21 protein-coding genes, 1 tRNA gene and 1 riboswitch are annotated in these 23,368 nt (G+C 58.5%); of the genes, 8 read left to right on the plus strand and 14 right to left on the minus strand.

The genetic code is table 11. The features are described from left to right. The first annotated feature begins 210 nt into the window (after nucleotides 1-210). Genes CUN63_RS20275 through CUN63_RS20295 form a run of 5 tightly spaced genes read left to right on the plus strand, consistent with a single transcriptional unit; the run spans nucleotide 211 to nucleotide 5,242 of the window. Complete coding sequence (locus tag CUN63_RS20275; protein ID WP_129441892.1) at nucleotides 211-1,683, plus strand: cytochrome c oxidase subunit II; 1,473 nt, start codon at nucleotides 211-213, stop codon at nucleotides 1,681-1,683. A 49-nt stretch (nucleotides 1,684-1,732) separates the two neighbouring features. Continuing rightward, nucleotides 1,733-3,508, plus strand: coding sequence for a cytochrome c oxidase subunit I (gene ctaD / locus CUN63_RS20280; protein ID WP_129445123.1), 1,776 nt, complete (start codon nucleotides 1,733-1,735; stop codon nucleotides 3,506-3,508). Beyond that, the gene (locus CUN63_RS20285; protein WP_129441893.1) at nucleotides 3,505-4,191 is read left to right on the plus strand and encodes a cytochrome c oxidase subunit 3; all 687 of its coding nucleotides are present in this window, start codon (nucleotides 3,505-3,507) and stop codon (nucleotides 4,189-4,191) included. The genes ctaD and CUN63_RS20285 overlap by 4 nt, the downstream gene beginning before the upstream one ends. Before the next feature lie 6 nt (nucleotides 4,192-4,197). Next, the gene (locus CUN63_RS20290; protein WP_129441894.1) at nucleotides 4,198-4,911 is read left to right on the plus strand and encodes a heme-copper oxidase subunit III family protein; all 714 of its coding nucleotides are present in this window, start codon (nucleotides 4,198-4,200) and stop codon (nucleotides 4,909-4,911) included. 13 nt (nucleotides 4,912-4,924) lie between these two features. Then, complete coding sequence (locus CUN63_RS20295) at nucleotides 4,925-5,242, plus strand: cytochrome C oxidase subunit IV family protein (RefSeq protein ID WP_033061398.1); 318 nt, start codon at nucleotides 4,925-4,927, stop codon at nucleotides 5,240-5,242. Nucleotides 5,243-5,274: 32 nt separating this feature from the next. On the opposite strand, the gene CUN63_RS20300 is transcribed toward CUN63_RS20295, so the two are convergent. The 13 genes from CUN63_RS20300 to CUN63_RS20360 all read right to left on the minus strand — a co-directional run bounded on the left by CUN63_RS20300 (nucleotide 5,275) and on the right by CUN63_RS20360 (nucleotide 20,089). After that, complete coding sequence (locus tag CUN63_RS20300; RefSeq protein ID WP_129441895.1) at nucleotides 5,275-5,835, minus strand: magnesium transporter; 561 nt, start codon at nucleotides 5,833-5,835, stop codon at nucleotides 5,275-5,277. Nucleotides 5,836-6,125: 290 nt separating this feature from the next. Further along, nucleotides 6,126-6,199, minus strand: a tRNA-Gly gene (locus CUN63_RS20305). 180 nt (nucleotides 6,200-6,379) lie between these two features. Beyond that, the gene (locus tag CUN63_RS20310; protein ID WP_129441896.1) at nucleotides 6,380-7,264 is read right to left on the minus strand and encodes an alpha/beta fold hydrolase; all 885 of its coding nucleotides are present in this window, start codon (nucleotides 7,262-7,264) and stop codon (nucleotides 6,380-6,382) included. A gap of 312 nt (nucleotides 7,265-7,576) precedes the next feature. Continuing rightward, nucleotides 7,577-8,269 carry a pseudouridine synthase gene (locus tag CUN63_RS20315; protein WP_129441897.1) on the minus strand — a complete coding sequence of 231 codons (693 nt, stop codon included), beginning with the start codon at nucleotides 8,267-8,269 and terminating at the stop codon, nucleotides 7,577-7,579. Nucleotides 8,270-8,325: 56 nt separating this feature from the next. After that, complete coding sequence (locus CUN63_RS20320) at nucleotides 8,326-8,520, minus strand: cysteine-rich CWC family protein (RefSeq protein WP_008153014.1); 195 nt, start codon at nucleotides 8,518-8,520, stop codon at nucleotides 8,326-8,328. Nucleotides 8,521-8,526: 6 nt separating this feature from the next. Continuing rightward, the gene (locus tag CUN63_RS20325; protein ID WP_129441898.1) at nucleotides 8,527-10,014 is read right to left on the minus strand and encodes a sensor domain-containing diguanylate cyclase; all 1,488 of its coding nucleotides are present in this window, start codon (nucleotides 10,012-10,014) and stop codon (nucleotides 8,527-8,529) included. Between the two features lie 224 nt (nucleotides 10,015-10,238). Next, a complete protein-coding gene (gene atzF / locus CUN63_RS20330; protein ID WP_129441900.1) occupies nucleotides 10,239-12,017 on the minus strand; it encodes an allophanate hydrolase in 1,779 nt (592 codons plus the stop codon). Nucleotides 12,018-12,042: 25 nt separating this feature from the next. Next, nucleotides 12,043-15,705 carry an urea carboxylase gene (gene uca, locus CUN63_RS20335; RefSeq protein WP_129441902.1) on the minus strand — a complete coding sequence of 1,221 codons (3,663 nt, stop codon included), beginning with the start codon at nucleotides 15,703-15,705 and terminating at the stop codon, nucleotides 12,043-12,045. 306 nt (nucleotides 15,706-16,011) lie between these two features. Next, entirely contained in the window at nucleotides 16,012-16,653 is a 642-nt protein-coding gene (locus tag CUN63_RS20340) for an urea amidolyase associated protein UAAP2 (RefSeq protein WP_129441904.1), read from the minus strand. A gap of 11 nt (nucleotides 16,654-16,664) precedes the next feature. Then, entirely contained in the window at nucleotides 16,665-17,390 is a 726-nt protein-coding gene (locus tag CUN63_RS20345) for an urea amidolyase associated protein UAAP1 (RefSeq protein WP_129441906.1), read from the minus strand. Between the two features lie 14 nt (nucleotides 17,391-17,404). Then, a complete protein-coding gene (locus CUN63_RS20350) occupies nucleotides 17,405-18,193 on the minus strand; it encodes an ABC transporter ATP-binding protein (RefSeq protein ID WP_129441908.1) in 789 nt (262 codons plus the stop codon). Further along, nucleotides 18,190-19,005 (minus strand): ABC transporter permease, encoded by an 816-nt coding sequence (locus CUN63_RS20355; protein ID WP_129441910.1) that lies wholly within the window; start codon nucleotides 19,003-19,005, stop codon nucleotides 18,190-18,192. Before CUN63_RS20355 ends, CUN63_RS20350 begins: the two co-directional genes overlap by 4 nt. A 16-nt stretch (nucleotides 19,006-19,021) precedes the next feature. Then, entirely contained in the window at nucleotides 19,022-20,089 is a 1,068-nt protein-coding gene (locus tag CUN63_RS20360) for a putative urea ABC transporter substrate-binding protein (RefSeq protein ID WP_129441912.1), read from the minus strand. 62 nt (nucleotides 20,090-20,151) lie between these two features. Continuing rightward, a riboswitch (guanidine-I (ykkC/yxkD leader) is annotated at nucleotides 20,152-20,252 on the minus strand. A 277-nt stretch (nucleotides 20,253-20,529) separates the two neighbouring features. On the opposite strand from CUN63_RS20360, the gene CUN63_RS20365 reads away from it, so the two are divergent. Both CUN63_RS20365 and CUN63_RS20370 read left to right on the plus strand, forming a co-directional pair. Then, a complete protein-coding gene (locus tag CUN63_RS20365) occupies nucleotides 20,530-20,772 on the plus strand; it encodes a hypothetical protein (RefSeq protein ID WP_129441914.1) in 243 nt (80 codons plus the stop codon). Nucleotides 20,773-20,939: 167 nt separating this feature from the next. Continuing rightward, on the plus strand, nucleotides 20,940-21,368 hold the full coding sequence (locus tag CUN63_RS20370; protein ID WP_129441916.1) for a hypothetical protein: 429 nt from the start codon (nucleotides 20,940-20,942) through the stop codon (nucleotides 21,366-21,368). A 60-nt stretch (nucleotides 21,369-21,428) separates the two neighbouring features. Here CUN63_RS20370 and CUN63_RS20375 read toward each other — a convergent pair whose 3' ends face one another. Continuing rightward, the gene (locus CUN63_RS20375; protein WP_129441917.1) at nucleotides 21,429-22,532 is read right to left on the minus strand and encodes an enoyl-CoA hydratase/isomerase family protein; all 1,104 of its coding nucleotides are present in this window, start codon (nucleotides 22,530-22,532) and stop codon (nucleotides 21,429-21,431) included. Between the two features lie 132 nt (nucleotides 22,533-22,664). Here CUN63_RS20375 and ung point away from each other — a divergent pair, with 132 nt between their 5' ends. After that, nucleotides 22,665-23,357 (plus strand): uracil-DNA glycosylase, encoded by a 693-nt coding sequence (ung, locus tag CUN63_RS20380; protein WP_129441919.1) that lies wholly within the window; start codon nucleotides 22,665-22,667, stop codon nucleotides 23,355-23,357. Nucleotides 23,358-23,368 lie beyond the last annotated feature (11 nt).

Genomic DNA, 23,368 nt, shown 5'->3' on the forward strand with positions numbered 1-23,368 from the left:
TTGGTGCTGAGGTTGGAATATCCAGGCAACACGGCTTTTCAGGAAAAGCGCTTGTTCCGGCCATGAACTATACTTCCTGCGGACTTTGCCACGAAGATAGGTGGTATTTGTCTAGCCTGTTTTGGCGTCAGATTAGTATTGATTTGACGATGTTGTTCTGTGGCGATGTTTATGCATACCGATGAGTAACAGGAATAGGATGAAAGCAAAATGGCAATGGCAATTATTCTTGTACTAATCGTTATTGCATCTGTGCTGTTCCATATACTTGCGCCTTGGCATGCGACACCGGCAGCTTCCAACTGGGGGTCAATAGACAGCACCCTGTTCATCACCCTGATCATTAGCGGAATATTTTTCATCGCCGTCACCCTCTTCATGGCGGTGGCCGTGATACGTTTCCGTCACAAGGAAGGTGCCAGGGCGGCCTACCAGCCAGAAAATAAAAAGTTGGAAACATGGTTAATTATCGTGACCTCGGTAGGTATTGCCGCGATGTTGGCGCCAGGTCTGGTTGTTTACAGTGACTTTGTCCGGGTGCCGAATAATGCTTATGAACTTGAAGTGGTCGCCCAGCAGTGGCAGTGGGCCTTTCGTTTTCCCGGCCAGGACGGGAAACTGGGCAAGTCGGATATTAAGTTTGTTGATTCCGTCAATCCCTTTGGCCTTGATCCCAAGGATCCTGTTGGGCGAGACGATGTACTTATAATAAACAATGAAGTTCGCCTTCCGCTCGATAAGCCGGTAAAAGTTTTACTGCGCTCTAAAGATGTGCTGCACGATTTCTATGTACCACAAATGCGCAGCAAGATGGACATGGTGCCAGGGATGGTGTCGTATTTTTGGTTTACACCGACTAAAACCGGAAAGTATGAAGTCCTTTGCGCTGAATATTGTGGCGTAGGTCATTACAACATGCGCGGTCATATGATCGTGGAGGAACAGGACGCCTTCGATCAATGGCTGAACAGCCAACCGACTTTTGCGCAGACATTAACGACAGCTGCCAAGCCCAGTCGGGACAGCGTGCTGGAAAAAGGTCGGCTGTTGGTCGAAAAATACGGCTGCGGTGCCTGCCATAGCCAGGATGGCAGTGCCAGTCTCGGCCCGGGATGGAAGGGTCTGTACGGCCGCACTGAACAGTTTGCCGATGGCACCAGTGCGCTGGTCGATGAGGCCTACGTGAAAGAGTCGATCCTCGATCCGAAGGCCCGACTGGTACAGGGCTACCCGCCAGTCATGGTGGCCTATACTCTCACTGACGATGAGCTGGGCGCACTTGTAGCCCTGATCAAATCACTGGGTGCCGCGCAGCAAGACAATGAACCTTCTGCCAGCGAAGCGTCGGGCCCAGGTGACGACTTGGCGGCGCAGGGACAGCGGCTGGCTCAGTCGCTCGGCTGCCTGGCCTGCCACAGTGTCGATGGCAGCAAGGGTGTCGGCCCCAGTTGGCAGGGCCTGTATGGCAAGACAGAAGCCCTTGCCGACGGTACAAGTATCAAGGCCGACGAGGGCTATATAAAAGATTCGGTTCTTAATCCCGGAGCCAAAATCGTCAAGGGCTATGCAGCCGTCATGCCGCCCTTTACTCCGAGCGACAAGGACCTGAACGCACTGATCGCTTTTATCAAATCCAAAGCGAATGCTGACGCTGACACGAGCAAGGCTGAGCCAGGGAAATAGCCGTAAAGCAGCCAGAAATACACTGAAACTTCGGCAGGAGGATGACGTGATGGCCTATGCGGAGCAAGCCGAAACAGAAGCACTGCACGAACCCAGAAGTTTCCTGACCAAATATATCTGGAGTCAGGACCACAAGGTCATAGCCATTCAATATTCCTTGACGGCTCTGTTCGTGGGGCTTATCGCCATCGTGTTGTCTGACTTGATGCGCATACAGATAGGCTTCCCCGGTAGTTTGGCGTTCATGGACGCCAGTACTTACTATCAGGCGATGACCATGCACGGCATGATCATGGTCATTTATTTGCTGACGGCCTTGTTTCTGGGGGGCTTCGGCAATTATCTGATCCCGCTGATGGTGGGCGCCCGCGACATGGTCTTCCCCTATGTCAACATGCTGAGTTACTGGTTCTACCTGCTGGCGGTACTCGTGCTGCTCTCCAGTTTCTTTGTCCCTGGCGGCCCCACCGGTGCGGGCTGGACGCTCTATCCGCCACAGTCCATTTCTCAGGGGACACCGGGGGTCGAGTGGGGCATCGTCCTGATGCTCGTCTCACTGGCGATTTTTATTGTCGCAGCCACCATGGGCGGGTTGAACTACGTCACCACGGTGTTGCAGGCGCGCACGCACGGCATGACATTGTTTCGCATGCCGCTCTCCGTATGGGGAATCTTCATGGCCTCGATCATGGCCTTGCTGGCGTTCCCGGCGTTGTTCGTCAGTGCGGTCATGATGCTGTTTGACAAGCTGTTGGGCACCAGCTTCTTTATGCCGGCGATGATCTCGCTGGGGCAGCAGCTCGATCACCAGGGTGGCAGCCCGATCTTATTCCAGCACCTGTTCTGGTTCTTCGGCCACCCGGAGGTCTACATCGTTGCTCTCCCGGCGTTTGGTCTGGTCTCCGATTTGATCAGCACGCATGCGCGTAAAAATATCTTCGGCTACCGAATGATGGTGTGGGCCATTATTGCGATTGGCGTACTCAGCTTTGTGGTCTGGGCGCACCATATGTATGTCAGCGGAATGAACCCGTACTTTGGCTTTTTCTTCGCCGTCACCACCTTGGTCATCGCGGTGCCGACTGCACTGAAAGTCTACAACTGGGTGCTGACCCTGTGGCGCGGCGACATCCATCTGACCGTGCCGATGCTGTTTGCCCTGGCCTTTATCGTCACTTTCCTGGTCGGCGGTCTGACCGGCTTGTTTCTGGGCAATGTGATCGTGGATATTCCGCTCTCGGACACCTATTTCGTCGTAGCCCATTTTCATATGGTCATGGGGGTTGCACCGGTACTGGTGGTGTTCGGTGGCATTTATCATTGGTTCCCGAAAGTCACCGGGCGCATGTTGAACGACACCCTGGGCAAGTTGCATTTCTGGATTACCTTTCTGGGCACCTACGCCATCTTCTTCCCCATGCACTACCTGGGTTTCCAGGGCATGCCACGTCGCTACTACGCCTATGAAAACTACGCGTTCATCCCGCAGTCGGCGCAAGAGTTGAATGCCTTCATTACGGTGATCGCATTGACCGTCGGCGTTTCCCAGTTGCTGTTCCTGTTTAACCTGGCCTGGAGTGTGTTTAAGGGCAGGCCCGCAGGCAGTAATCCCTGGGGCGCGGCCAGTCTGGAATGGCAAACGCCGAACACCCCGCCGATACACGGTAACTGGGGAGCGAAGCTGCCGGTCGTGCATCGCTGGGCCTATGACTACAGTGTGCCGGGGATAGAACAGGATTTCGTTCCGCAAACAATCTCCGCCGAGGAGCTGGAGCACATGCGGCAACTGAGTGCCGGAACCAAGATAGCGGACGTTAAAACATGAGCCGAATGCTATTGAGAAACGCCGATGGCGCTGACCCCGGCGGCAGTTGGAGTCGCGATCCTGAAGGTATTCAGGCCGCCGCTGATAGAAGCAAAACTGCAAGAATAGGCCTGCGCTTGTTTCTGGCCGTGGTGAGTTCGTTATTCTTTCTCTTCCTGCTCGCCTTTATCGCCCGCTCACAAATGGCCGACTGGCTACCCCTGACAGACCCCTTGGCCCCGTTAGCCAATCCATGGCCGCTGTGGGTGAATTCGGCTTTTCTGGTATTCAGTTGCATCGCACTGCAGTGGTCGCGCATGGCCGCGCGACAGGCTCGACTGGACGCAACGGTCATTGGCTTTGTATTGGGGGGCGTATTTGCAATTGCCTTTCTGGTGGGACAATTCTGGGTCTGGCAGCAGTTTGTCGCCTGGGGCTACTTTGTCGCCAGCAATCCGGCCAACAGCTTCTTCTACCTGTTGACCGGTGTGCATGGACTCCACCTGCTGGGCGGGTTGATCGCCTGGGGCAGAACCGTCGCCAAATTCCTGCGTCATGTGCCGTTGCCGCAACTCAGCGCCAGCGTAGAACTCTGTACCATCTATTGGCATTACTTACTGGGTCTTTGGTTCGTGCTATTCGCTCTGCTGACCAGCACGCCGCAAACCTATGAAGCCATCGCCAGATTCTGCGGCCTGAGGTGAAAAGCCATGGCATCGCATTCACCCGCCCCAGGCGAGTCCAGTTCATCCAATCCACCCAGCTTGCCGCCTACAGCAGGATGGCAGGGCATCGCCAGCGACTGGTCCTCGGATAAGGAGGCTTTCAAGCAGGTCCCTTGGGGCAAGGCGATGATGTGGATATTCCTGCTCAGCGATACGTTTATATTCACCTGTTTTTTAACCGGCTACATGTCGGTACGCATGACCATCACTACCGCCTGGCCGAACCCCAGTGAAGTGTTCGCATTGACGATCGGCGGTAGAGAAATCCCGCTTATTCTGATCGCCATCATGACCTTTGTGCTGATCAGCAGCAGTGGCACCATGGCCATGGCAGTCAATTTCGCCTATCGCCGTGATCGTGCGAAAACCTCTGCCCTGATGCTGGCGACCGCTGCCTTGGGTGTGACCTTCGTCAGCATGCAGGCATTCGAATGGAGCAAGCTCATCGCAGAAGGGGTGCGTCCTTGGGGGAACCCTATGGGGGCGGCGCAGTTTGGTGCGAGCTTTTTCATGATTACCGGTTTCCACGGACTGCATGTGTCAATCGGCGCCATTTATCTCAGCATTGTGGCGATGAAAGTAATGCGGGGAGATTATGAGCGCTCCGGGAACTATCAGAACGTCGAGATAGCCGGGCTTTACTGGCACTTCGTGGATTTGGTGTGGGTGTTTATTTTTGCTTTCTTCTATTTATGGTAGAGGAGCACGGGTGATGGCACATGCTCAGGGTCAGCAACATCCGATCAGCTTGTACCTTAAAATCTGGGGGCTGTTGTTCGTCCTCAGTACGATGTCGTATCTGGTCGACTACTTTCACTTCCATGGTTACCTTCGTTGGGCCCTGATTATTACTTTCATGTTGTTGAAGGCAGGTTTAATTGTCTCCATCTTCATGCATATGGCCTGGGAACGGTTGGCCATGGTCTACGCCATACTGGTGCCACCGTTGTGTTTGCTGGTACTCGTCGGACTGATGGCCACCGAGGCGGACTATGTTTTCCTCAGTCGGGTCATTTCCTTCGGCCAATAAGCAGCTTCCGGATGGCCTTCAGTCTCCAGGGGCTAACCCGATATCACTCGCTTGAACTGATGCCATTTGTGCTGCCAGGCGACTGTCCAGTGGGGGGCTGCCGTTCCCGTACCGGCGATCTCCAGCATTGGATGATGTTCGATAACCCCGTCCAATACCGACTCCTGATTCGGCTCGACATCTACGAAGAAAATATGTTTTCCCTCTGCTACCACCTGTTTAAAACTGCGGAAGTGAGTGTTTGGCACCTGGATACCAAAAAAACCGCCTTCCCAGATGCAGAAGCCACATACAACAATGGCAAGAAAGATGAAAGGCATCCAGCCTGCGGCGGATTCGGTCCAGCCCAGCCAATAGGCGCCGCCAAGAACCAGCGCCGCGAGTGGCACACCGATCACTGCACCAATTTCGCCAGAGTGGACAACATCCTGTTCCATTAACGAGTTAACTTCGTGAAGGTGATGTTGTTCAACATCGGCAACGTGCTCACTGAGCACATGAATTTGTTCGGAATTGATGCCGCTGGCTTCCAGCTCATTTTCAACGGCTTCAAGATCGTCGAGATTGTTGCTGATGTAATAGTGTCGATTCATGCCAAACCTCCCATCTCGTGCTTGCCGTAGACCTCCTTTGTCTTGCAGCTGCCAGTCGAGATTTACAGTCGGTATCAGTACCCGTGGGCACGTTGCGCGCTTCATTCAAACCATAAAAAAGTATAGCACTGCATATCATTCCGGCATGGGGACGGAAGCATGCCGTCTGATCTCCCGGCAGGTTCCCCGGCACCCCAAATCCTGGACACAAAAAAACCGCTCACAACGGACCGGTTTTTGTGTTCCTGCATCTCCCGTCAAAACCCGCCTGACGTGAGATCAAATTCGATTGGAGCGGGTGAAGGGAATCGAACCCTCGTTATCAGCTTGGGAAGCTGGAGTAATGCCATTATACGACACCCGCTCAGAGCGGCTGACTTTGTACCAGATGTGGGCGTGGAAATGAAGTTTTTCTTTGCGTGGGACGGCTTTAGCGCAGGTGAAACAAGACACAGACCGGGTGGCGGTCTATCGCGGGCAAGCCTTGCTCCTACAGGAATGCATTCAACACTGTAGGGCGGGGCCTGCTCGCGATGACGCTGTTTCAGATGGCCAATGCATGTTGGTCCTGGACGTAGTGATAACGCGGTCGACTTTCGTGTTGCGAAGGTTTCAGAAAGCCCAGCAATGCGTTGCGGCTATCTCGGCAAGCAGCTTTGTGTTCCATGTCGAGAAAGTGGCCGGTGGCCTGCAGGGTGGTGAAAGTAGCGTGTTGCACATGGTTGGCGAACAGTTGAGCGCCGTCGGCAGCGGTGTACTCGTCCCATTCGCCGTTCATGAACAGCACCGGCACGTTGATTTTCTCCGCGGCTTTGAAGAAGCACTGGCGATCACTGTGCAGCAGATCGCTGATGTGGAAGTGCATCTGTCCGTACTCATGCTCGGCCAGGGAACTGACGTGCCGATAATTGAAGCGCTTGAACAGTGTCGGCAGGTGTTTGCCGATGGTGCTGTTCACCAGGTTGCCGACCCGGTCACCGTCCCGGCTGCCGAGGTAATCGATGCCGCGCTCGAGGTAGTCGAGCATGTGCGCGTTGATCTCCGGAGAGAACGAGCTGATCACGGCTTTCTCGATGCGTCGTGGCTGGTGGGCCAGGGCGACCAGGGTCGCGGCGCCACCCCAGGAAAACGACAGCACGTGTTCGGCGGCGAAGTGGTCGATCAGCTCCAGGAGGATCTGCCCTTCGATTTCCTTGGTCAGCAATTTCTCGTGCAGGTTGTGGGCTTTCGACTTGCCCGCGTAGGGCTGGTCGTAGCAAACCACATTGAACTGCGGGTGAAGGTTTTTCACGGTTTGTGCAAACGACGCAGTCGTGGCCATCGAGCCGTTGACCAGAATAATGGTCTTCTCTGCGGCGTCTGCGCGATAGAACTCCGTGTAAACCCGATACTGACCCTGTATATCCAGCACAGCGATTTCTGGCCTCATGTCATAAGACTCCTGGCAAGCGGGTATGCGTGCAAATCAGATTGCACGAGCTTTGTGACAGGTAGGCATACGCCTGGAATTTGAGAGGCCCATGTCGATCCATTGCAGTCCGGTCGACGGGTATTGTTATTGGCGGGCAGTCTGCCGGGGGAAGGCGGAACCTGAGGGTTCTCTACCGGCAAAAAGTTTCTTAGAAGTATATTGTGACTCGTCGGTCACATTTCGGCCGACGTCCTGATTCAAGCAGGGGTCACGTCATCACGCAAGTATCTTTGCAAATTGTTCGACAACTTCTGCTGAGCGGTCGAGTGCTTAGATCAATTGAATCTCTTCGGTGCGTAATGCGCGGTACTCGCCCGGTTTCAGGGCACTGTCGAGCACCAGCGGGCCCATGCTTTCACGGTGCAGGCGCAGCACCTTGTTGTCGAAATGGCCGAACATCCGCTTCACCTGGTGATAACGGCCCTCGACGATGCTCAGTCGTGCGGAGTTTGGCCCGAGTACGGCCAGCTCGGCGGGTTGGGTGGTGAGGTCTTCGAAGGCGAAGTACAGGCCTTCGGTGAATTTCGAAGCGTATTCCGGGCCAATCTCTTGCTCGGTCTCTACGTAGTAGACCTTGGGCAGTTTGGTTTGCGGCTGGGTCAGGCGTCGCGACCAGCCGCCATCATTGGTGATCAGCATCAGGCCGGTGGTGTTGAAGTCCAGGCGCCCGGCGATGTGCAGGTCCTCCTTGTCCGGTTCATGGATCAGGTCGAGCACGGTCGGGTGTTGCGGATCGCGGGTGGCACTGACGCAGCCGGGCGGCTTGTGCAGCATGAAGTAGCGTGCAGGCTTGCCGACTTGCAGCTGCTCATCGTCGACTTCCACGCGGCTGAATTCCAGTACGTCGGCGTGAGGGTCGCTGACGACTTTTCCGTCGATCCTGACGCGCTTTCCCACCAGCAACAGACGCACCTGCTTACGGTTGAAGCGCGGCAGGTTGCTGAGGAAACGGTCAATGCGCATGACGAGGGATCGGTAGGAAAGGGGGGCGTATCTTACGTGATCGGTTGTGCGGTTGCTTACAGCTGCGCCTCGACTTGCGCGCAGCGTGGGCACAAACAGGATTTGTCGCGCAGTTCGGGCGGCAGTGCTTCGAGCACTGCCGGGTCGATGCTGACGCCGTAGCACCAGCAGGCCCGATCGGCGGTTCGCGGGTCGGCCAGAGTGCAGTCGTTGGAGGCGCCGCAGGCCGGGCAGAAATCTGGCTTATTCATTTAGGGTTATGCATAACTGGAGTGAGGCATTTCCACGCAGGTGCGGTTACGGCCGGCTTGCTCGGCCCGGTACATCGCATGATCCGCTCTCGAGAGCAGCGTGTGCAAGGTGTCATCGGTCTGCAGGGTGGTCAGGCCGATGCTCACGGTCAGCTGCAAGGCCTTATCGTTGTAGGCATAACGCTGTTGCTCGACATGCTGACGAATTTTCTCGGCGACCATCAGACCGGTCTCACCATCAGTGTCCTTGAGCAGCACGATAAATTCCTCCCCGCCCCAACGGCAGACGATGTCGGAGTGCCGCAGGCAACTCTCCAGATCCCGTGCAAAGCCGATCAGCACCTGATCGCCGGCAAGATGACCGTAGGTGTCGTTCAAGGCCTTGAAATGGTCCAGATCCAGCAGCAACGCGGTCAGCGGTTTGGGCTCGCGCTGGGCTTCGTGCATGGCTTGCGCCGCCAACAGGTCGAAACCGCGGCGGTTCGGCAACTCGGTCAGGCTGTCGAGGATCGCCTGGGCCTGGATCTTGCCCTGGTAGCGCTTGATCACCCGGTTGAGCAGGGCCAGCACAATCAGCGTGACGATCAGGCAGATCAAGAGGTTGAGGTACAGCGACTGGCGGATTTCACTGAGGGCACCGTCTTCGCGTTTGTCGACGAACAAGTACCAGTTCAGCTCCGGAATGAAACGCACATTGAGGAAATGTCCCTGGCCCCGGACGGAATATTCGTAGCTACCGCTGTGAGGTTTGGGCAGTTGGCTGACCAGGTCCTTCATGCTGTCGAGCTCGCCGAGGGTCCGCCCGATCCGCGCGCCTTCTGGGCCACCCTCGGCGCCCGTAAGCGCCAGGCGCCCGAAGTTGTCGACGAAAAACACGCTGCGTTGATAACGCTGCTGGTACTTGTCGATCAGCTTGATCACCGCATCGACTGTCAGACCGACGCCAGCCGCGCCAATGAAACGGTTGTTGTAGTCGTAGACCTTGTAGTTGATGAAGAAGGTCAGGTTGTCCTTGTTGGCAAGGTCCGGGGCGACATTGATTTCGTAGGGATCGGCCATGTCTCGTACGCGGAAATACCATGCATCGCGGGGTTCAGTGGCTTTGACCTGTTTGAGTACCCCGTTGGCGTGGTAGTAGGTGAGGCTGGTGTTGGAGACGAAAAATGCGGTGTAGGCCCCGTAGTGGGTCATGACCTCGTTGAGGTAACGGGTCATTTTTTCGGGATCTTGCTCGCCGTTTACCACCCAGTCACGCATGAAGGTGTCGCGGGACATCATCGAGGAAATCAGGATCGGTCTGACGAGGTCTTTCTGGATTTCCGAGTAGACCGTGTCCGACGTCAGCGGCAGTTCGGTGTTGATGATGTTGTCGCGGATCGACGCTCGCGAGGCGTAGTAACTGAGGAAGGACGTGGCGAGAAAACCTGCGCTCAGCAACGCGATCAGCGTGAGGACCAACGAACGTTGCGAATACAGCGGCGAGCGAAGCGGCATGACGATTCCGTTGGCAGTGATCCGATGGCAGGCATTCTAATGGCACCGCCGGGAAATAACTGTTCTATGTGCAAGGCGAATGATGGCTCCCGCACTCCATGCAGGTTGCACCCGGACCCTGTGGGAGCGAGCTTGCTCGCGATAGCGGACTGTCAGACAACATGGTTTTTGCCTGTTAGACCGTCATCGCGAGCAAGCTCGCTCCCACAGGTTCCTGCGTGCTGTCAGACAAGGCTTCTCAGATACGCACGCCATCCGCCCAGATGGCTGATATTGGCTGCCCCCTCCAACCCATACGCCTCACAAATAAACCCACTCTCCCAACGCCCATTCGCCAATTGCACTTTGCCCAACCCTAGTGGCGCCGGAATACCGGTCAAAAACGAGCCCAACTCACGGCTCGGCAATTCCCAAACCTCCACTGCAATCGCCACACCCCCGTCCTTCACGCGAACCATCCCGGGACGAAACGGCGGGCCGCCAGCCAGGGCATACAGTTGATAGTCCGGCGAGCTGAACGTCGTCTCGACCCGTCGAGCCCCGCGCTGCTTGAGCTGCCAGTTCAGCGCCAGCCCATCCAGATGCGCGCCACACACCACCAATCGCGCCCGGTCATTACGTGCGACAGCCGACGGAAGCGGTGTCGCCAAACCTTGCTGGCGCTGCAACGCATCCGCCACACCCAACAAATACTGATCAGTAAACGCCCGTCCGAACAACGTCACGCCCCAAGGCAAACCATTGCCCATGAAGCCGCTGGGCACGGCGACGGCGGCGTAATCGAGCAGGTTCATGAAGTTGGTGTAGTAGCCCAGTTCCGAATTGCGCAGCACCGGTTCGGCATCCAGTTCCGCCCGCGTGACGGGGCGGCCGATGGTGGGTGTGAGCACGCAGTCGAGGCCTTCCAGCGCCTGGTCGCACAGGGCTTTCAGCGCTTGCAGCCGGTACTGGGCGCGGAAGGTTTGCACACCGTTCACCGCTGGAGCCTTGGCCAGCACCGCGCGAATCACCGGCAGCACAGCTTCTGGATTTTTCTCCATCAACTCACCGGCCACGCTGTAGCGCTCAGCCACCCAAGGCCCTTCATAGAGCAACCGCGCCGCTTCGAGAAATGGCGACAAATCCAGTTCCACGGCTTCACCGCCCAAAGCCTTGAGCTGATCGATGGCATCACCAAACAACAACGGGCCTTCAGGGCAGCCGAAGAACTTCAGATCCTGAGCACGCGGCACGCCGAAGCGGAAGGGGCGTGGTGCACCAAACGCCGAGCCGTCATTCCACAGCGGATTACTGCGGCTGTATTCATCAAGGGGATCAAGGTGCGCAGTGAGCGCGAGCAACTGACTGGCTTCCCGAGCAGTCGCGGTAAACGTGGTCACGCAATCGAGGGTGCGGCAGGCCGGAACCACACCCGCTGTAGAGATCAATCCTTTAGTGGCTTTCAACCCCACCAGATTGTTCAGCGCCGCCGGCACGCGCCCGGAACCCGCCGTGTCAGTGCCCAGGGAAAAACTCGCCACGCCGAGCGCCACCGCCAGCGAAGAGCCGGCACTGGAACCGCCCGACGGATACTCCGGCAACACGCTGTTCGGGCACGCGCCATACGGTGAGCGACTGCCGTTAAGCCCGGTGGCGAATTGATCAAGATTGGTCTTGCCCAACGGAATCGCACCCAGCGCCAGCAATTGCTCGACGATGGTCGCCGAACGTTCCGGCACGTAGGCAAACGCCGGGCACGCCGCGGTCGTCGGAATGCCCGTCAGGTCGATGTTGTCCTTGATCGCGAACGGCACGCCGAACAGCGGCAAGCTGTCGGGGTCGCGACCGTCGAGCGCGGCAAGGTACGGTTCCAGTTCTTCAACACTGAGCAAGTGGATGAACAGGTGATAATCCGGGTTCAGCGCAGCGGCTTTGTCGCGCAGGTTCAGGAGCAGTTGCCGAGGTGTGATGCTGGCGTCGCGATAGGCGTTGCGCAGGGCATCGAGTTGCAGATTGATGTTCATCGCGTTAATCCTTTTCAACATGGGTTCACTCAAGTTCCAGCACCACGACGCGCTGTCCGGCGCGCACTGCCGAACCCGGTTGCACGCGAATCTCGCGCACCACCCCGGCCATAGGCGCGAGCAGCGGGATTTCCATCTTCATCGACTCCAGAATCACCAGCACATCACCCGCGGCAACCCGGCTACCGGTTTCAACCTGAACCTGCCAAAGGTTGCCGGCGATGTGGCTGTCGACGCTCTGTTGACCGCTGGCCAACGGCGCGTCTTCGGTCACCTCCGGGGTCAGCTCTTCACTGTCGAAATGCGCCTGGCCACTGGCGATCCAGCGCTCGCGCTCGGCGTTGAATGCACCTTTTTGCTGATCGCGAAACGCGGCAATGCTCTCGGCTTCCTTCGTCAGGAAGGCTTGGTAATCCGCCAGATTCAGCTGACTGTGCTCGATATTCAGATCGAAGCGCCCGAGTGGGAAATCCCGTCGAATGCGCAGCAGTTCATCGGCACTGACCGGGTAGAACCGGATCTGATCGAAGAAGCGCAGCAGCCACGGTTTGCCATCGAATGCGGCGACCTCGCGATAGCGATTCCACATCTGCAAAGTGCGGCCGACGAACTGATAACCGCCAGGGCCTTCCATGCCGTACACGCACATGTAAGCACCACCGATGCCCACCGAGTTTTCCGCGGTCCAGGTGCGGGCCGGGTTGTACTTGGTGGTCACCAGGCGATGCCGCGGGTCGAGCGGCGTGGCCACCGGCGCACCGAGGTAGACATCGCCCAGGCCCATCACCAGGTAGCTGGCGTCGAATACGGTGCGCTGCACTTCGTCGAGGTTTGGCAGGTCGTTGATGCGGCGGATGAACTCCAAGTTGCTTGGGCACCACGGGGCGTCCTTGCGCACGGTGGTCATGTATTTTTCGATTGCCAACTGACAGGCCGGGTCGTCCCAGGACAACGGCAGATGGACGATGCGCGAGGGCACTTGCAGGTCCCTTGCGGCGCACACAGCGTCCCATTCGCCGGCGACGATGCCGAGCAGATCGGCCAGCGGCAGTTGTTCGGGTTGGTAGTGCACTTGCAGCGAGCGGATGCCGGGTGTCAGGTCGATGACGCCGTGCAGGTTTTGGCTTTCCAAGGCTTGCATCAGGGCGTGGGCGCGGAAGCGCAGGACGAGGTCGAGTTCGGGGGCGCCGATTTCCAGCAGCAGATGAGTGTCCCCCGACAATCTCGCGACCAGCCGTGTATCGTCCTGACCAATATCCAACACCACCGGCGACACAATCCCCTGTGGGAGTGGCGGTGCTACGATTCGACTTGCTCGCGAAGAGGGCGTGTCAGTCGACATTGATGTGTCTGACATACCGCTTTCGCGAGCAAGCCCGCTCCCACAGGGGGTATTCCATTTCAAGGCGAGGTTGCGGGCGGTTTTGAGATCGACCGGTTGGAACTGCACTTTATCCCCAGCCTTGAGCTGCCCAAGCTGCCAGAGGTCAGCTTCGATCACCGTCACCGGGCAGACAAACCCGCCGAGACTAGGGCCGTCGGGGCCGAGGATCACCGGCATGTCACCGGTAAAATCCACCGCCCCAATGGCGTACGGATTGTCATGAATATTCGACGGATGCAGACCCGCCTCGCCACCATCGGCACGCACCCATTCAGGCTTCGGCCCAATCAACCGCACACCGGTTCGGCTGGAGTTGAAATGCACTTCCCAATGAGTGGCGAAGAAGGTGCCGATGTAGTTTTCGGTGAAGTATTCCGGTGCGCCATGAGGGCCGTAGATCACCCGGATCTGCCGCAGAACGGGCAACTCGGTGACCTGTTCTTCAGCCAGTTGTTGACCGGCACTGCGGTCGTTCAAAGCAGGGAGATGCAACACGTCGCCGGCTCGCAACGCACGACCACCATGCCCACCAAACTGGCCGAGGGTGAAGGTGCTTTTGCTGCCCAGATAGTCTGGAACCTGAAGGCCACCGCGCAGGCACAAATAACTGCGAGCGCCTGCTCCAGCAATCGTGCCGAGGCTCAAAGTCGCCCCCGCCGGAACCAGCAGTGCGGTGTTCATCGGTACGGTTTCACCGTTTAGCGCCAATGGAATCATCGTGCCTGTGACCGCCACCACCGCGTCGCAATTGAAGCGCAGCAGCGGCCCGCTCATGGTGATTTCCAGCGCCGCTGCACCTTCATCGTTGCCCAGCAGACGATTGCCAAAACGCAACGCGCGACTGTCCATTGGCCCTGACGGCGGCACGCCCACTGCCCAATACCCAAGACGACCCGGATAGTCCTGAACGCTGGTCTGAGTCCCGGCACTGAGCACTTCAAACGTGTTGGTCTGATACACCAAACCTTCCAGGCAACGGGTCCACGGCTGACCGCTGGCGAAGGGCACATCGAGCAGAATCTGCCGCAAATAGTTGCGGTTGGTTTCCACTCCGTAGAGCAGGCTGTCGCCCAACGCCTGATGCAGATCGGCAGCGGCTTCTTCACGGGTCGGCGCCCAACTGATGACTTTGGCGATCATCGGATCGAAGTACGGTGGGATCTCGCAACCGGCTTCAACCCACGTGTCGATACGCAAGTGTTTGCCATCGGCGGCAGGGAAGTTCACGGCGGTCAGCAAGCCGGGGCTTGGCTGAAAATCGCGGCCCGGATCTTCGGCATAGAGCCGTGCTTGAATCGCATGACCATCGGCTTTCAAACCTTGGCTCAACGTGCTCAACGGTGGCAAATCACCCGCCGCCAGTTCGACCATCCAGCGCACCAGATCCACACTCCAGACTTGCTCGGTGACGCCGTGCTCCACCTGCAAACGGGTGTTCACTTCGAGAAAGTAGAAACGCTGATCCTCGCTGTCGAAAACGAATTCAACGGTGCCGGCGCTGCGGTAATTCACCGCTCTCGCCAGTTTGATCGCCGCCGCACACAGCGCCTCGGCCATGCCCTCGGGCAGGCTCGGCGCCGGGGTTTCTTCGAGGACTTTCTGGTTGCGGCGCTGAACCGAGCAGTCGCGCACGCCGAGGGCAATCACTTCGCCCCGGCCGTCGCCGAACACCTGCACTTCCAGATGTCGGGCGCGCTGGATGTACTTCTCGATGAACACCCCGGCGTCGCTGAAGTTGTTCTGGCCGAGGCGCTTGACGGCCTCAAAGGATTCGCTCAACTCGGCCGCACTGCGACACACGCGCATGCCGATGCCACCACCACCAGCGGTGCTTTTGAGCATCACCGGGTAGCCGACCTGTTCGCCGGCAATCAGCGCCGCGTCGAGGCTGTCGAGCAACTCGGTGCCTTCGAGCATCGGCACGCCGTGTTGCTTGGCCAAGGCGCGCGCGGTGTGCTTGAGACCGAACACTCGCAGCTGCTCTGGCGTCGGGCCGATGAAGGCGATGTTGGCGGCTTCGCACGCTTCGGCGAACGCGGCGTTTTCCGAGAGAAAACCGTAGCCGGGATGGATCGCCGTGGCGCCGGTGGATTTGGCGATGGCGAGGATTTTTTCGACGGCCAGATAGGTGCCGGCGGCTGCGCCTTCACCGAGACTGTGGGCTTCATCGGCTTGCAGGATGTGCAAACTGGCGGCATCGGCTTCGGAGTAAACGGCAACGCCCTGGACCTGCAACTCACGCAGGGTGCGCAGGATGCGACAGGCAATGGCGCCACGGTTGGCAATCAGGACTTTTTCGAACATGGCATAACCCCTGGAGGCGATAACGCATCAGCCTCGACCTGGGATGCGGGCCGTCCCGCAGTTTTTCGATAGGCGCCAGGGTCGTCCCCGACGGCAAAAACAGTTCGCTTCAAACCACCGCGTAACCCTGTGGGAGCGGGCTTGCTCGCGAAGGCGGAGTGTCAGTCGACATTAATGTTGAATGTGACGGCCCCTTCGCGAGCAAGCCCGCTCCCACAGTAGATTTAGGGTGTTCTTACTGTTTGATGCACTGGCCTGAACGGGCCTGGCACAGGGCAAACAACCATCGACGTAACCGCACGAATTTCAGTTCCATACCAGCAGCTCCGCAGGGGTGGGGTTATAGGCATTGCATGGATTGTTCAGTTGCGGGCAGTTGGAGATCAGCACGATCACGTCCATCTCGGCCCGCAAGTCGGCGTATTTGCCCGGCGCCGAAATCCCGTCTTCAAACGTCAGCCCGCCATCCACCGTGACCGGTACGTTCATGAAGAAGTTGATGTTCGGCCCGATGTCGCCCTTGCCCAGTCGTCCATCGTGAACGCAGGCCCGCAGGTAGTTGTCGCGGCAGCTGTGCATGTAGCGTTTCTCCAACGCGTAACGCACGGTGTTGCTCTCTTGTGCGCAGGCGCCGCCGAGGGTGTCGTGACGGCCGCAGGTGTCGGCGACGATGGTCAGCATCGGCTTGCCGAGGTTGGAATAAAGCACGCTGCCGGTGCTCAGGTAGACGCTGTTCTGTCGGCGCAACGTGCGTTGCACGTCGTAGCGCTCCTTTGGGTTGGCAACGCTGTAGAACAACGTGTCGACAGCCTGATTGCCTTCCAGATCGAGGATGCGCAAAGTCTGGCCAGCCTTGACTTCCATCAGCCACGGTTCGCCGGCCGGGATGGTGGCGCGGTAGACCGCAGCTTCTGGATGCTTTTGAGCGTTAGCGATTGCGAGTGACATGGCAGCGATCCTCAGGCGAACAGACGGTCGGTGTTGATGAAGCCGCGCTCGTTTTCCGGGCGCGAGGTGCGGCAGTGTTCGGCGACGCTGGCGTCAGCGTTCATCCAGCTCAACTTCAATGGTTTTGGCGCGTATTCAGGCGAAGGGTCCATCGGATGTTGCAGGGCGGTGAGCACCACCAGCGTGTCCATCGGCGCATACAACTCGATGTAGTCGCCGGCCCTGGAATTGCCTTCGACGAAGTGGAAATGCCCGGCCTCATCGACGTTCACCCGGCTAAACAAATTGAGCGTCATCAGCAGGTCGGAAAGGCCCAGCCCCCACTTGCCCAGCTCCACCAACAAGTTGTCGGTGCCGTTGCGGAAGAAGCCGTTGCGCAGTTCCTGATAGCGCCCCGCGCCGTATTTTTCAGCGACCTCTTCAGCACAGAGCACACCACCGAGGCTGTCGCTCCAGCCGCAGGTGTCAGCAGTGATGGCGGCCAGCACGCGACCCATGTCCGAGTACAGGCAATGGCCGGTGGTGAGCTTGGCGGTGTGTTGGCATTTGAGGCTGTCGGGCAGGTTCAGGCGTTCGGTTTTTTCATTGGCGTTGAGCAGCGTCAGGCTGACGTTGGCGCCGCCACGCAGGTCGGTCAGGCGCAGCAGTTGGCCGCGTTTCAGGACGAAGGAGCGATGACCGCCGCCGGGGAGCATTTCTTCGACGAAGGGCGGGAACAGTTGGGTCGAATCAGTCATGTGCAAAAGTCCTCTTAAGCGGTACGAAGCGTGCCTGCCAGCTCAGCCGGCAAGGCGTCGACGGCGGCGCGATGGGCGCGGCGGTCGCTGTTCAAAGGGATGTCGTAAGTGATGCGCGCGCCATAGGCGCCGGGGGCGTGCGGGTCGAGGCGGACCTTGTCGAACACCAGCAAGCGAGTGCCGAGGCTGAAGCCTTCGGACAGGTCGTGGGTGACCATGAACACCGTCAGTTGCGTCTCGCGCCACAGCTCCAGAAGCAGGCCATGCATGTCTTTGCGGATGCCTGGATCGAGGGCACCGAACGGTTCGTCGAGCAGCAACACGCGCGGTTTCATGATCAGCGCCTGGGCGATGGCCAGCCGTTGTTGCATGCCACCGGAGAGCTGCGCCGGGTACTTGTCCAGCGAATGGCCGAGGCCGACTTTGTGCAGCAGTACTGAGGCTTGTTCGCGTGCATCTTTTTTTGCGCTGCCGAACAACCGCCCGAGCAACGGTGAGCGCGGCAGTTCAAGGCCCAGGGCGACGTTGTCCAGCACGCTCAAGTGCGGGAACACCGAGTAACGCTGGAACACCACGCCACGGCTGGCATCCGGCTCGCCAGCCAAGGCCTGGCCATCCAACAGAATCTCGCCGCGACTGGCGCGTTCCTGGCCCAGCAATAGCCGCAGGAAGGTCGACTTGCCGCAACCCGACGCACCGACCAAGGTGCAGAACTCGCCCTCGTTGACGTTCAGGTTCAGCCCTTCGAGCACCACCTGATCGGCGTATTGCTGCCAGACGTTTTTTACCGTGATGAAGCTCATGCGCGGGCTCCCTCATACCAAGGGAACGCCCGTTGGGTCAGGCGTTTCAGGCCCCAGTCCATCAGCCAGGCGAGCAGGGTGATCCAGACCACATAGGGCAAAATCACGTCCATCGCCAAGTAGCGGCGCACCAGGAAAATCCGGTAACCGAGGCCGTCGGTGGAGGCGATGGCTTCGGCGGCGATCAGGAACAACCACGCCGAGCCAAGCATCAGCCGCAGCGAGATCAGCAGCCGTGGCAGCAGTTGCGGCAGCACTACCCGCAGCATCAGCGTCCAGGTCGAGGCGCCGAGGGTCTGGGCTTTGATCAGCAACTCGACGGGGATTTCCCGGGCGCGTTGCTCCAGATCACGGGCCAGGCACGGGGTGATACCGATCACGATCAGCATCACTTTCGACAATTCCCCCAACCCGAACACGATGAACAGAATCGGCAGAATCGCCAGCGGCGGCACCATCGACAGCACCGTCAGCAACGGCGACAACGGCGCGCCAAACAGCGGCAAAGTCCCGGCGGCGATGCCCAGGCACAGCCCGGCCAGCGCACTGATGCCGAGGCCGATGGCCAGGCGTCGAAGGCTGGACGCGGTGTCTTGCCACAGCACGTATTCACCGGTGCGGCTGTCGGCGGTAAACGCCAGGCGTTTCACCGCGTCAGTCATCTGCACGGCGCTCGGCAATAGCTTGTCGTTGGGGTTGTCCATCAGCCGCTCGGCCGAGCCCATGAAGTAGGCGAACAGCACCAGGGCGAACGGCAGGATCACCAACAGCAGGCGACTCGGGCGATCCGGGTGGCGATTGATCAGGCGCATGGCCAGGTCCTCCTGATTACAGCTTCGCGTCGGCGGCCATCTGCACGTAGGTCGGGTCGAAGCGCAGCTTGAGGTTGGTTTTGTCGCCGCTGGTTACACCATTGGCGAACGCCATGCCGACGGCGCTGGTGTCCTTGGCGCCTTCACCGAGCAAGCCGTGCTGGAACGAGAACTCGGCCACCTTGCGCATGGTTTCCGGCAGTTGCTTGCTGGTGGAGAACGCCAGGGCTTCTTTGGGGGTGGCGAACAATTTGGTGGTGTCCAGTTGCGACTGGAAACCGGTCAGATCGGTGCCGGAAGCTTTAGCCATGTGTTCGAGGGCGGCTTTGCTGGCGGCGTTTTTCGCGTTCATCAACTCGACCACTTCGAACCAGGCACCGGTCAGTGCTTTGCCCAGGGCCGGGTTGTCTTTGAGGGTGGCGCTGTTGACCACCATCATGTCCATGATTTCGCCGGGGATCTGACTGGAGTTGAACACTTCGGTCACCGCAGGCTTGGCCTTGATGTCCGAAAGCATCGGGTTCCAGGTGGTGACGGCGTTGACCTGATCGGTGTTGAAGGCAGCAGAGATGTCGGCGTCAGAGGTGTTGACCACTTTCAGGTCTTTCTCGGTGAGATCGACCGAATCCAGCGCCCGGGCCAGCAGGTAGTGGGAAACCGACAGCTCCACCAGATTGACGTCCATGCCTTTGAGGTCGGTGACTTTCTTACCGTCGCCCTTGAGCACGATGCCGTCGTTGCCGTTGGAGAAATCGCTGACGATCAGCGCGGTGCTGTCGACGCCACCGGCTGCCGGAATGGTCAGCGCATCCATGTTGGTCATGGTGCAGCCGTCGAACTGGCCGGCGGTGTATTGGTTGATGGATTCGACGTAGTCATTGAGCTGCACCACATCAATCTTGATGCCGTACTTCTTTGCCCATTTGTCGACGATGCCTTGGCTGCCAGCGTATTCCCAGGGCATCCAGCCGGCGTAGATGGTCCAGCAGACGCTGAAGTGGTCTTTTTGTGCGGCCTGGGACGAGACGCTTACGAAGGCTGCGAATGCAGCGGCGAGCAGGGCGGGTAAACGAAGCTTGAGCATGGGTGGTTCTCCAGTTGATCAAGGGCGGGCAGGAGTCAACGCGGCACCGTGAACGGTGGCTTGTCTCCCGGGCTTTTGTCCCGCCGTGTAACCTCAACTGGAGGTCGCCAACTCTCGGACCAGCCACTCGCCTTAGCGAGCCGGAACCCTAGTCAGCCATTGCAAATTGTGGTGCCGCGAACCTGTGATGACTCCTGCACGTCTTTGCTAAAGCGAGAGCCGTGCCAAGTCGGCTTGAGCCGTCTGGCCTGCGGCATTGCGCGATTGGCGCTTATGGACGGGGAGAAATACTTGCCTTGTGATGGTGCGCCGGCGCACCGCAATGGGACGTATCGGCCGCCGATCTGAAGGTTGGCGTCGCCCGGCACTCGATGGAGCATTGCCAGTCAAAACAGGTGTCAGCCGGCCTGTTCCGGCTGTGGGTCTTTCAGGAGGCCGCCATGTTTCGTCGACTGTTGCTTGGTGTTGTTCTGGGCCTTGGGCTATCCGGCTGCTACTACTACGCCGGTGGCTACGATGTGTATTCCGCGCCTTATTACTACCCCGGTTACTCGCCCTATTCCTACTATTACGGACCGCGTTATTACTATGGTCCGCGCTTTTATGGCGGCTATCGCTACTACTATTGGGGCGGGCATTCACCACGTTATTACGGAGGTGGATATCGTGGTGGTCACCCTTAGTCAGCGGGTGAATGGATGAAAAACCTTTCATCGGCGACTTGTTTCAATGTGTTTCAGGAGCGCACCAGATTTGGAAAACGATGTCTGATCTTTCGACAGTCACCGAATAATTGACTGTCGCCTGCCAGCGTCGCTGGTGTGGCTCACTCGCGGTCCAGGAGGCCGCCATGTATCTGCGAATTCTTCTGATTGCTGTATTGGGATTGTCTCTTGGTGCATGCGTGCCTTATTCCGATGGAGGAGCCAGCTACTACAGTTCCGAGGTCTATTCCTCGCCAGCCTATTATGACGGCGGACCTTACTATTCAGGCGGCGGCGGTTATTACACGCAACCACGCCGGTACTACGCACCGCCAGCGCGGTATTACCAGCCAACACCGCGGTATTACTACCAGCCGCGGGTTTATCAACCTGCACCACGCTATTACCAGCCGCAACGAGGCGACTATCGGGCCCATCAGAATGAGGGTTGGGACGGCCGTAACCGTGGCGATTGGAACAACGACTACCGTGGCAATGGTGGACGCAATAATCACGGCGGACGGGGCGACCACAACGGTCGCGGTGATCACGATGGCCGAGGCGGCCACCGTTAAACACTCATAAAAAAAGCGGCGCATGAAGCGCCGCTTTTTTATGCCCGACTTTCAGTATTCCTACAGATCGGCCAGAGGATGCCGGCCTTCCCAGGCCTTGTGGAAATGCGCGTCTACCACTGCATCCGGCAGATTATTGATATCTGGCCAGTGCCAATGCGGTTTTTGATCCTTGTCGATCAACCGTGCGCGCACGCCTTCGCTGAACTCAGGATGACGGCAGCAGTTTAGGCTCATGGTGTATTCCATCTGAAAGACTTGAGCCAGCGACATGTGCCTGGCGCGGGCGATTTGTTCCCACACCAGATGAGCGGTCAGGGGCGAGCCTTCGCTCATGGTTTTCGCGGCACGGCTGAGCAGCAGATCCGTGTTGTCGCGCAGCTGACTGATGGCCTTCCAGGCGCAGCGCACGTCACTGACATCCAGCAGCTCATCGATTTGCTGGCGTCGTGGCAGCCACTGGGCTTCGGGCATTTGCGCGATGGCTTCCTGTTGCAAGGCCTTGAGCAGGCTGTTCAGTTGCATCGGCGTCTGTTCCTGCCAGTTCAACTGCAGCAGGCCTTCCATCAACTCTTCCTGCTGCTCATCGAGCAGGAAGCGGTCGGCCAGGTCGAGATCGATCGCATCGCGACCGTTCATATGGGCGCCGGTCAGGCCGAGAAACAATCCGAGCTTGCCGGGCAGGCGCGACAGAAACCAACTGGCCCCGACATCCGGGTACAAACCGATACTGATCTCCGGCATCGCCAGGCGGCTGCTCGGCGTGACAATCCGGATGCTCGCCCCTTGCAGCAGCCCCATGCCGCCGCCGAGCACATAGCCATGCCCCCAGCAGATCAGCGGTTTAGGGTAAGTGTGCAGATTGAAGTCCAGGCGATATTCCGCCGCAAAGAAATGCGCTGCCAGCGGCGGCACTTCGCCGGGATGGGCGCGACAGGCTTCCACCAGGCTGCGTACTTCGCCACCGGCGCAAAAGGCTTTGGCGCCGTTGCCGCGCAACACGACGCAGACGATTTGTGGCTCTTTGGCCCAGGCGTCCAGTTGATCGCGCAAAGCGTTGATCATCGGCAAGGACAGGGCATTGAGGGAGTTTTCGGCATCCAGGCTGGCGACTCCGATGCGTGCGCCGTCGGTGCCAGTGAGTTCTTCGAAGTGCAAATTCATCGTGACCTCGATCGGGAATTTGAGCGTTCAGTATGATCGCTGTACAGGAAAGTGCCGGATCTGCGTCAGATCAATTGACAAGCGTGATGGGCTTTCCTAGGGTTCGCCCCATTGTTTTTGCCGGATGTAACCATGACTGCTGACGACCGTATCAAACTCGAACCGAGCTGGAAGGAGGCACTGCGTGCCGAGTTCGACCAGCCCTACATGGCAGAGTTGCGTAACTTCCTGCAAGAGGAGCGCGCGGCCGGCAAGGAAATCTACCCTCCCGGACCGATGATTTTCAACGCGCTCAATTCGACGCCGCTGGATAAAGTCAAAGTCGTCATCCTCGGCCAGGACCCGTACCACGGCCCGGGACAGGCCCACGGCTTGTGCTTTTCGGTGCAACCGGGCGTACCGGCGCCGCCGTCGCTGGTGAACATCTATAAAGAGTTGAAACGCGATCTGAACATCGACATCCCGACCCACGGTTGCCTGCAAAGCTGGGCTGACCAGGGCGTGCTGATGATCAACACCACCATGACCGTGGAACGCGCCAACGCCAATGCGCACAAGGACAAGGGCTGGCAGTTTTTCACCGATCGGATCATTGAAGTGGTCAGCGAACATCAGCCGCATCTGGTGTTCATGCTGTGGGGCGCCCATGCGCAGAGCAAGCAGAAACTGATCGATGCCACCAAGCATCTGGTGCTCACGTCGGTGCATCCGTCACCGTTGTCCGCCTATCGAGGCTTCCTCGGGTGCGGGCACTTCAGCCGAACCAATAAGTATCTTGAGCAGAATGGCGAGACGCCGATCGAGTGGCGGTTGCCGCCAGTCTAAAAAGCATCGCG

Origin of the sequence: Pseudomonas sp. ACM7, from assembly GCF_004136015.1 — a bacterium.
In the GTDB taxonomy this organism is placed as follows: domain Bacteria; phylum Pseudomonadota; class Gammaproteobacteria; order Pseudomonadales; family Pseudomonadaceae; genus Aquipseudomonas; species Aquipseudomonas frigoris.

Coding starts and splice junctions, on each gene's coding strand:
- CUN63_RS20275 (WP_129441892.1), top strand. CDS start 211: ATGGCAATGGCAATTATTCTTGTACTAATCGTTATTGCATCTGTGCTG.
- ctaD (WP_129445123.1), top strand. CDS start 1,733: ATGGCCTATGCGGAGCAAGCCGAAACAGAAGCACTGCACGAACCCAGA.
- CUN63_RS20285 (WP_129441893.1), top strand. CDS start 3,505: ATGAGCCGAATGCTATTGAGAAACGCCGATGGCGCTGACCCCGGCGGC.
- CUN63_RS20290 (WP_129441894.1), top strand. CDS start 4,198: ATGGCATCGCATTCACCCGCCCCAGGCGAGTCCAGTTCATCCAATCCA.
- CUN63_RS20295 (WP_033061398.1), top strand. CDS start 4,925: ATGGCACATGCTCAGGGTCAGCAACATCCGATCAGCTTGTACCTTAAA.
- CUN63_RS20300 (WP_129441895.1), bottom strand. CDS start 5,835: ATGAATCGACACTATTACATCAGCAACAATCTCGACGATCTTGAAGCC.
- CUN63_RS20310 (WP_129441896.1), bottom strand. CDS start 7,264: ATGAGGCCAGAAATCGCTGTGCTGGATATACAGGGTCAGTATCGGGTT.
- CUN63_RS20315 (WP_129441897.1), bottom strand. CDS start 8,269: ATGCGCATTGACCGTTTCCTCAGCAACCTGCCGCGCTTCAACCGTAAG.
- CUN63_RS20320 (WP_008153014.1), bottom strand. CDS start 8,520: ATGAATAAGCCAGATTTCTGCCCGGCCTGCGGCGCCTCCAACGACTGC.
- CUN63_RS20325 (WP_129441898.1), bottom strand. CDS start 10,014: ATGCCGCTTCGCTCGCCGCTGTATTCGCAACGTTCGTTGGTCCTCACG.
- atzF (WP_129441900.1), bottom strand. CDS start 12,017: ATGAACATCAATCTGCAACTCGATGCCCTGCGCAACGCCTATCGCGAC.
- uca (WP_129441902.1), bottom strand. CDS start 15,705: ATGTTCGAAAAAGTCCTGATTGCCAACCGTGGCGCCATTGCCTGTCGC.
- CUN63_RS20340 (WP_129441904.1), bottom strand. CDS start 16,653: ATGTCACTCGCAATCGCTAACGCTCAAAAGCATCCAGAAGCTGCGGTC.
- CUN63_RS20345 (WP_129441906.1), bottom strand. CDS start 17,390: ATGACTGATTCGACCCAACTGTTCCCGCCCTTCGTCGAAGAAATGCTC.
- CUN63_RS20350 (WP_129441908.1), bottom strand. CDS start 18,193: ATGAGCTTCATCACGGTAAAAAACGTCTGGCAGCAATACGCCGATCAG.
- CUN63_RS20355 (WP_129441910.1), bottom strand. CDS start 19,005: ATGCGCCTGATCAATCGCCACCCGGATCGCCCGAGTCGCCTGCTGTTG.
- CUN63_RS20360 (WP_129441912.1), bottom strand. CDS start 20,089: ATGCTCAAGCTTCGTTTACCCGCCCTGCTCGCCGCTGCATTCGCAGCC.
- CUN63_RS20365 (WP_129441914.1), top strand. CDS start 20,530: ATGTTTCGTCGACTGTTGCTTGGTGTTGTTCTGGGCCTTGGGCTATCC.
- CUN63_RS20370 (WP_129441916.1), top strand. CDS start 20,940: ATGTATCTGCGAATTCTTCTGATTGCTGTATTGGGATTGTCTCTTGGT.
- CUN63_RS20375 (WP_129441917.1), bottom strand. CDS start 22,532: ATGAATTTGCACTTCGAAGAACTCACTGGCACCGACGGCGCACGCATC.
- ung (WP_129441919.1), top strand. CDS start 22,665: ATGACTGCTGACGACCGTATCAAACTCGAACCGAGCTGGAAGGAGGCA.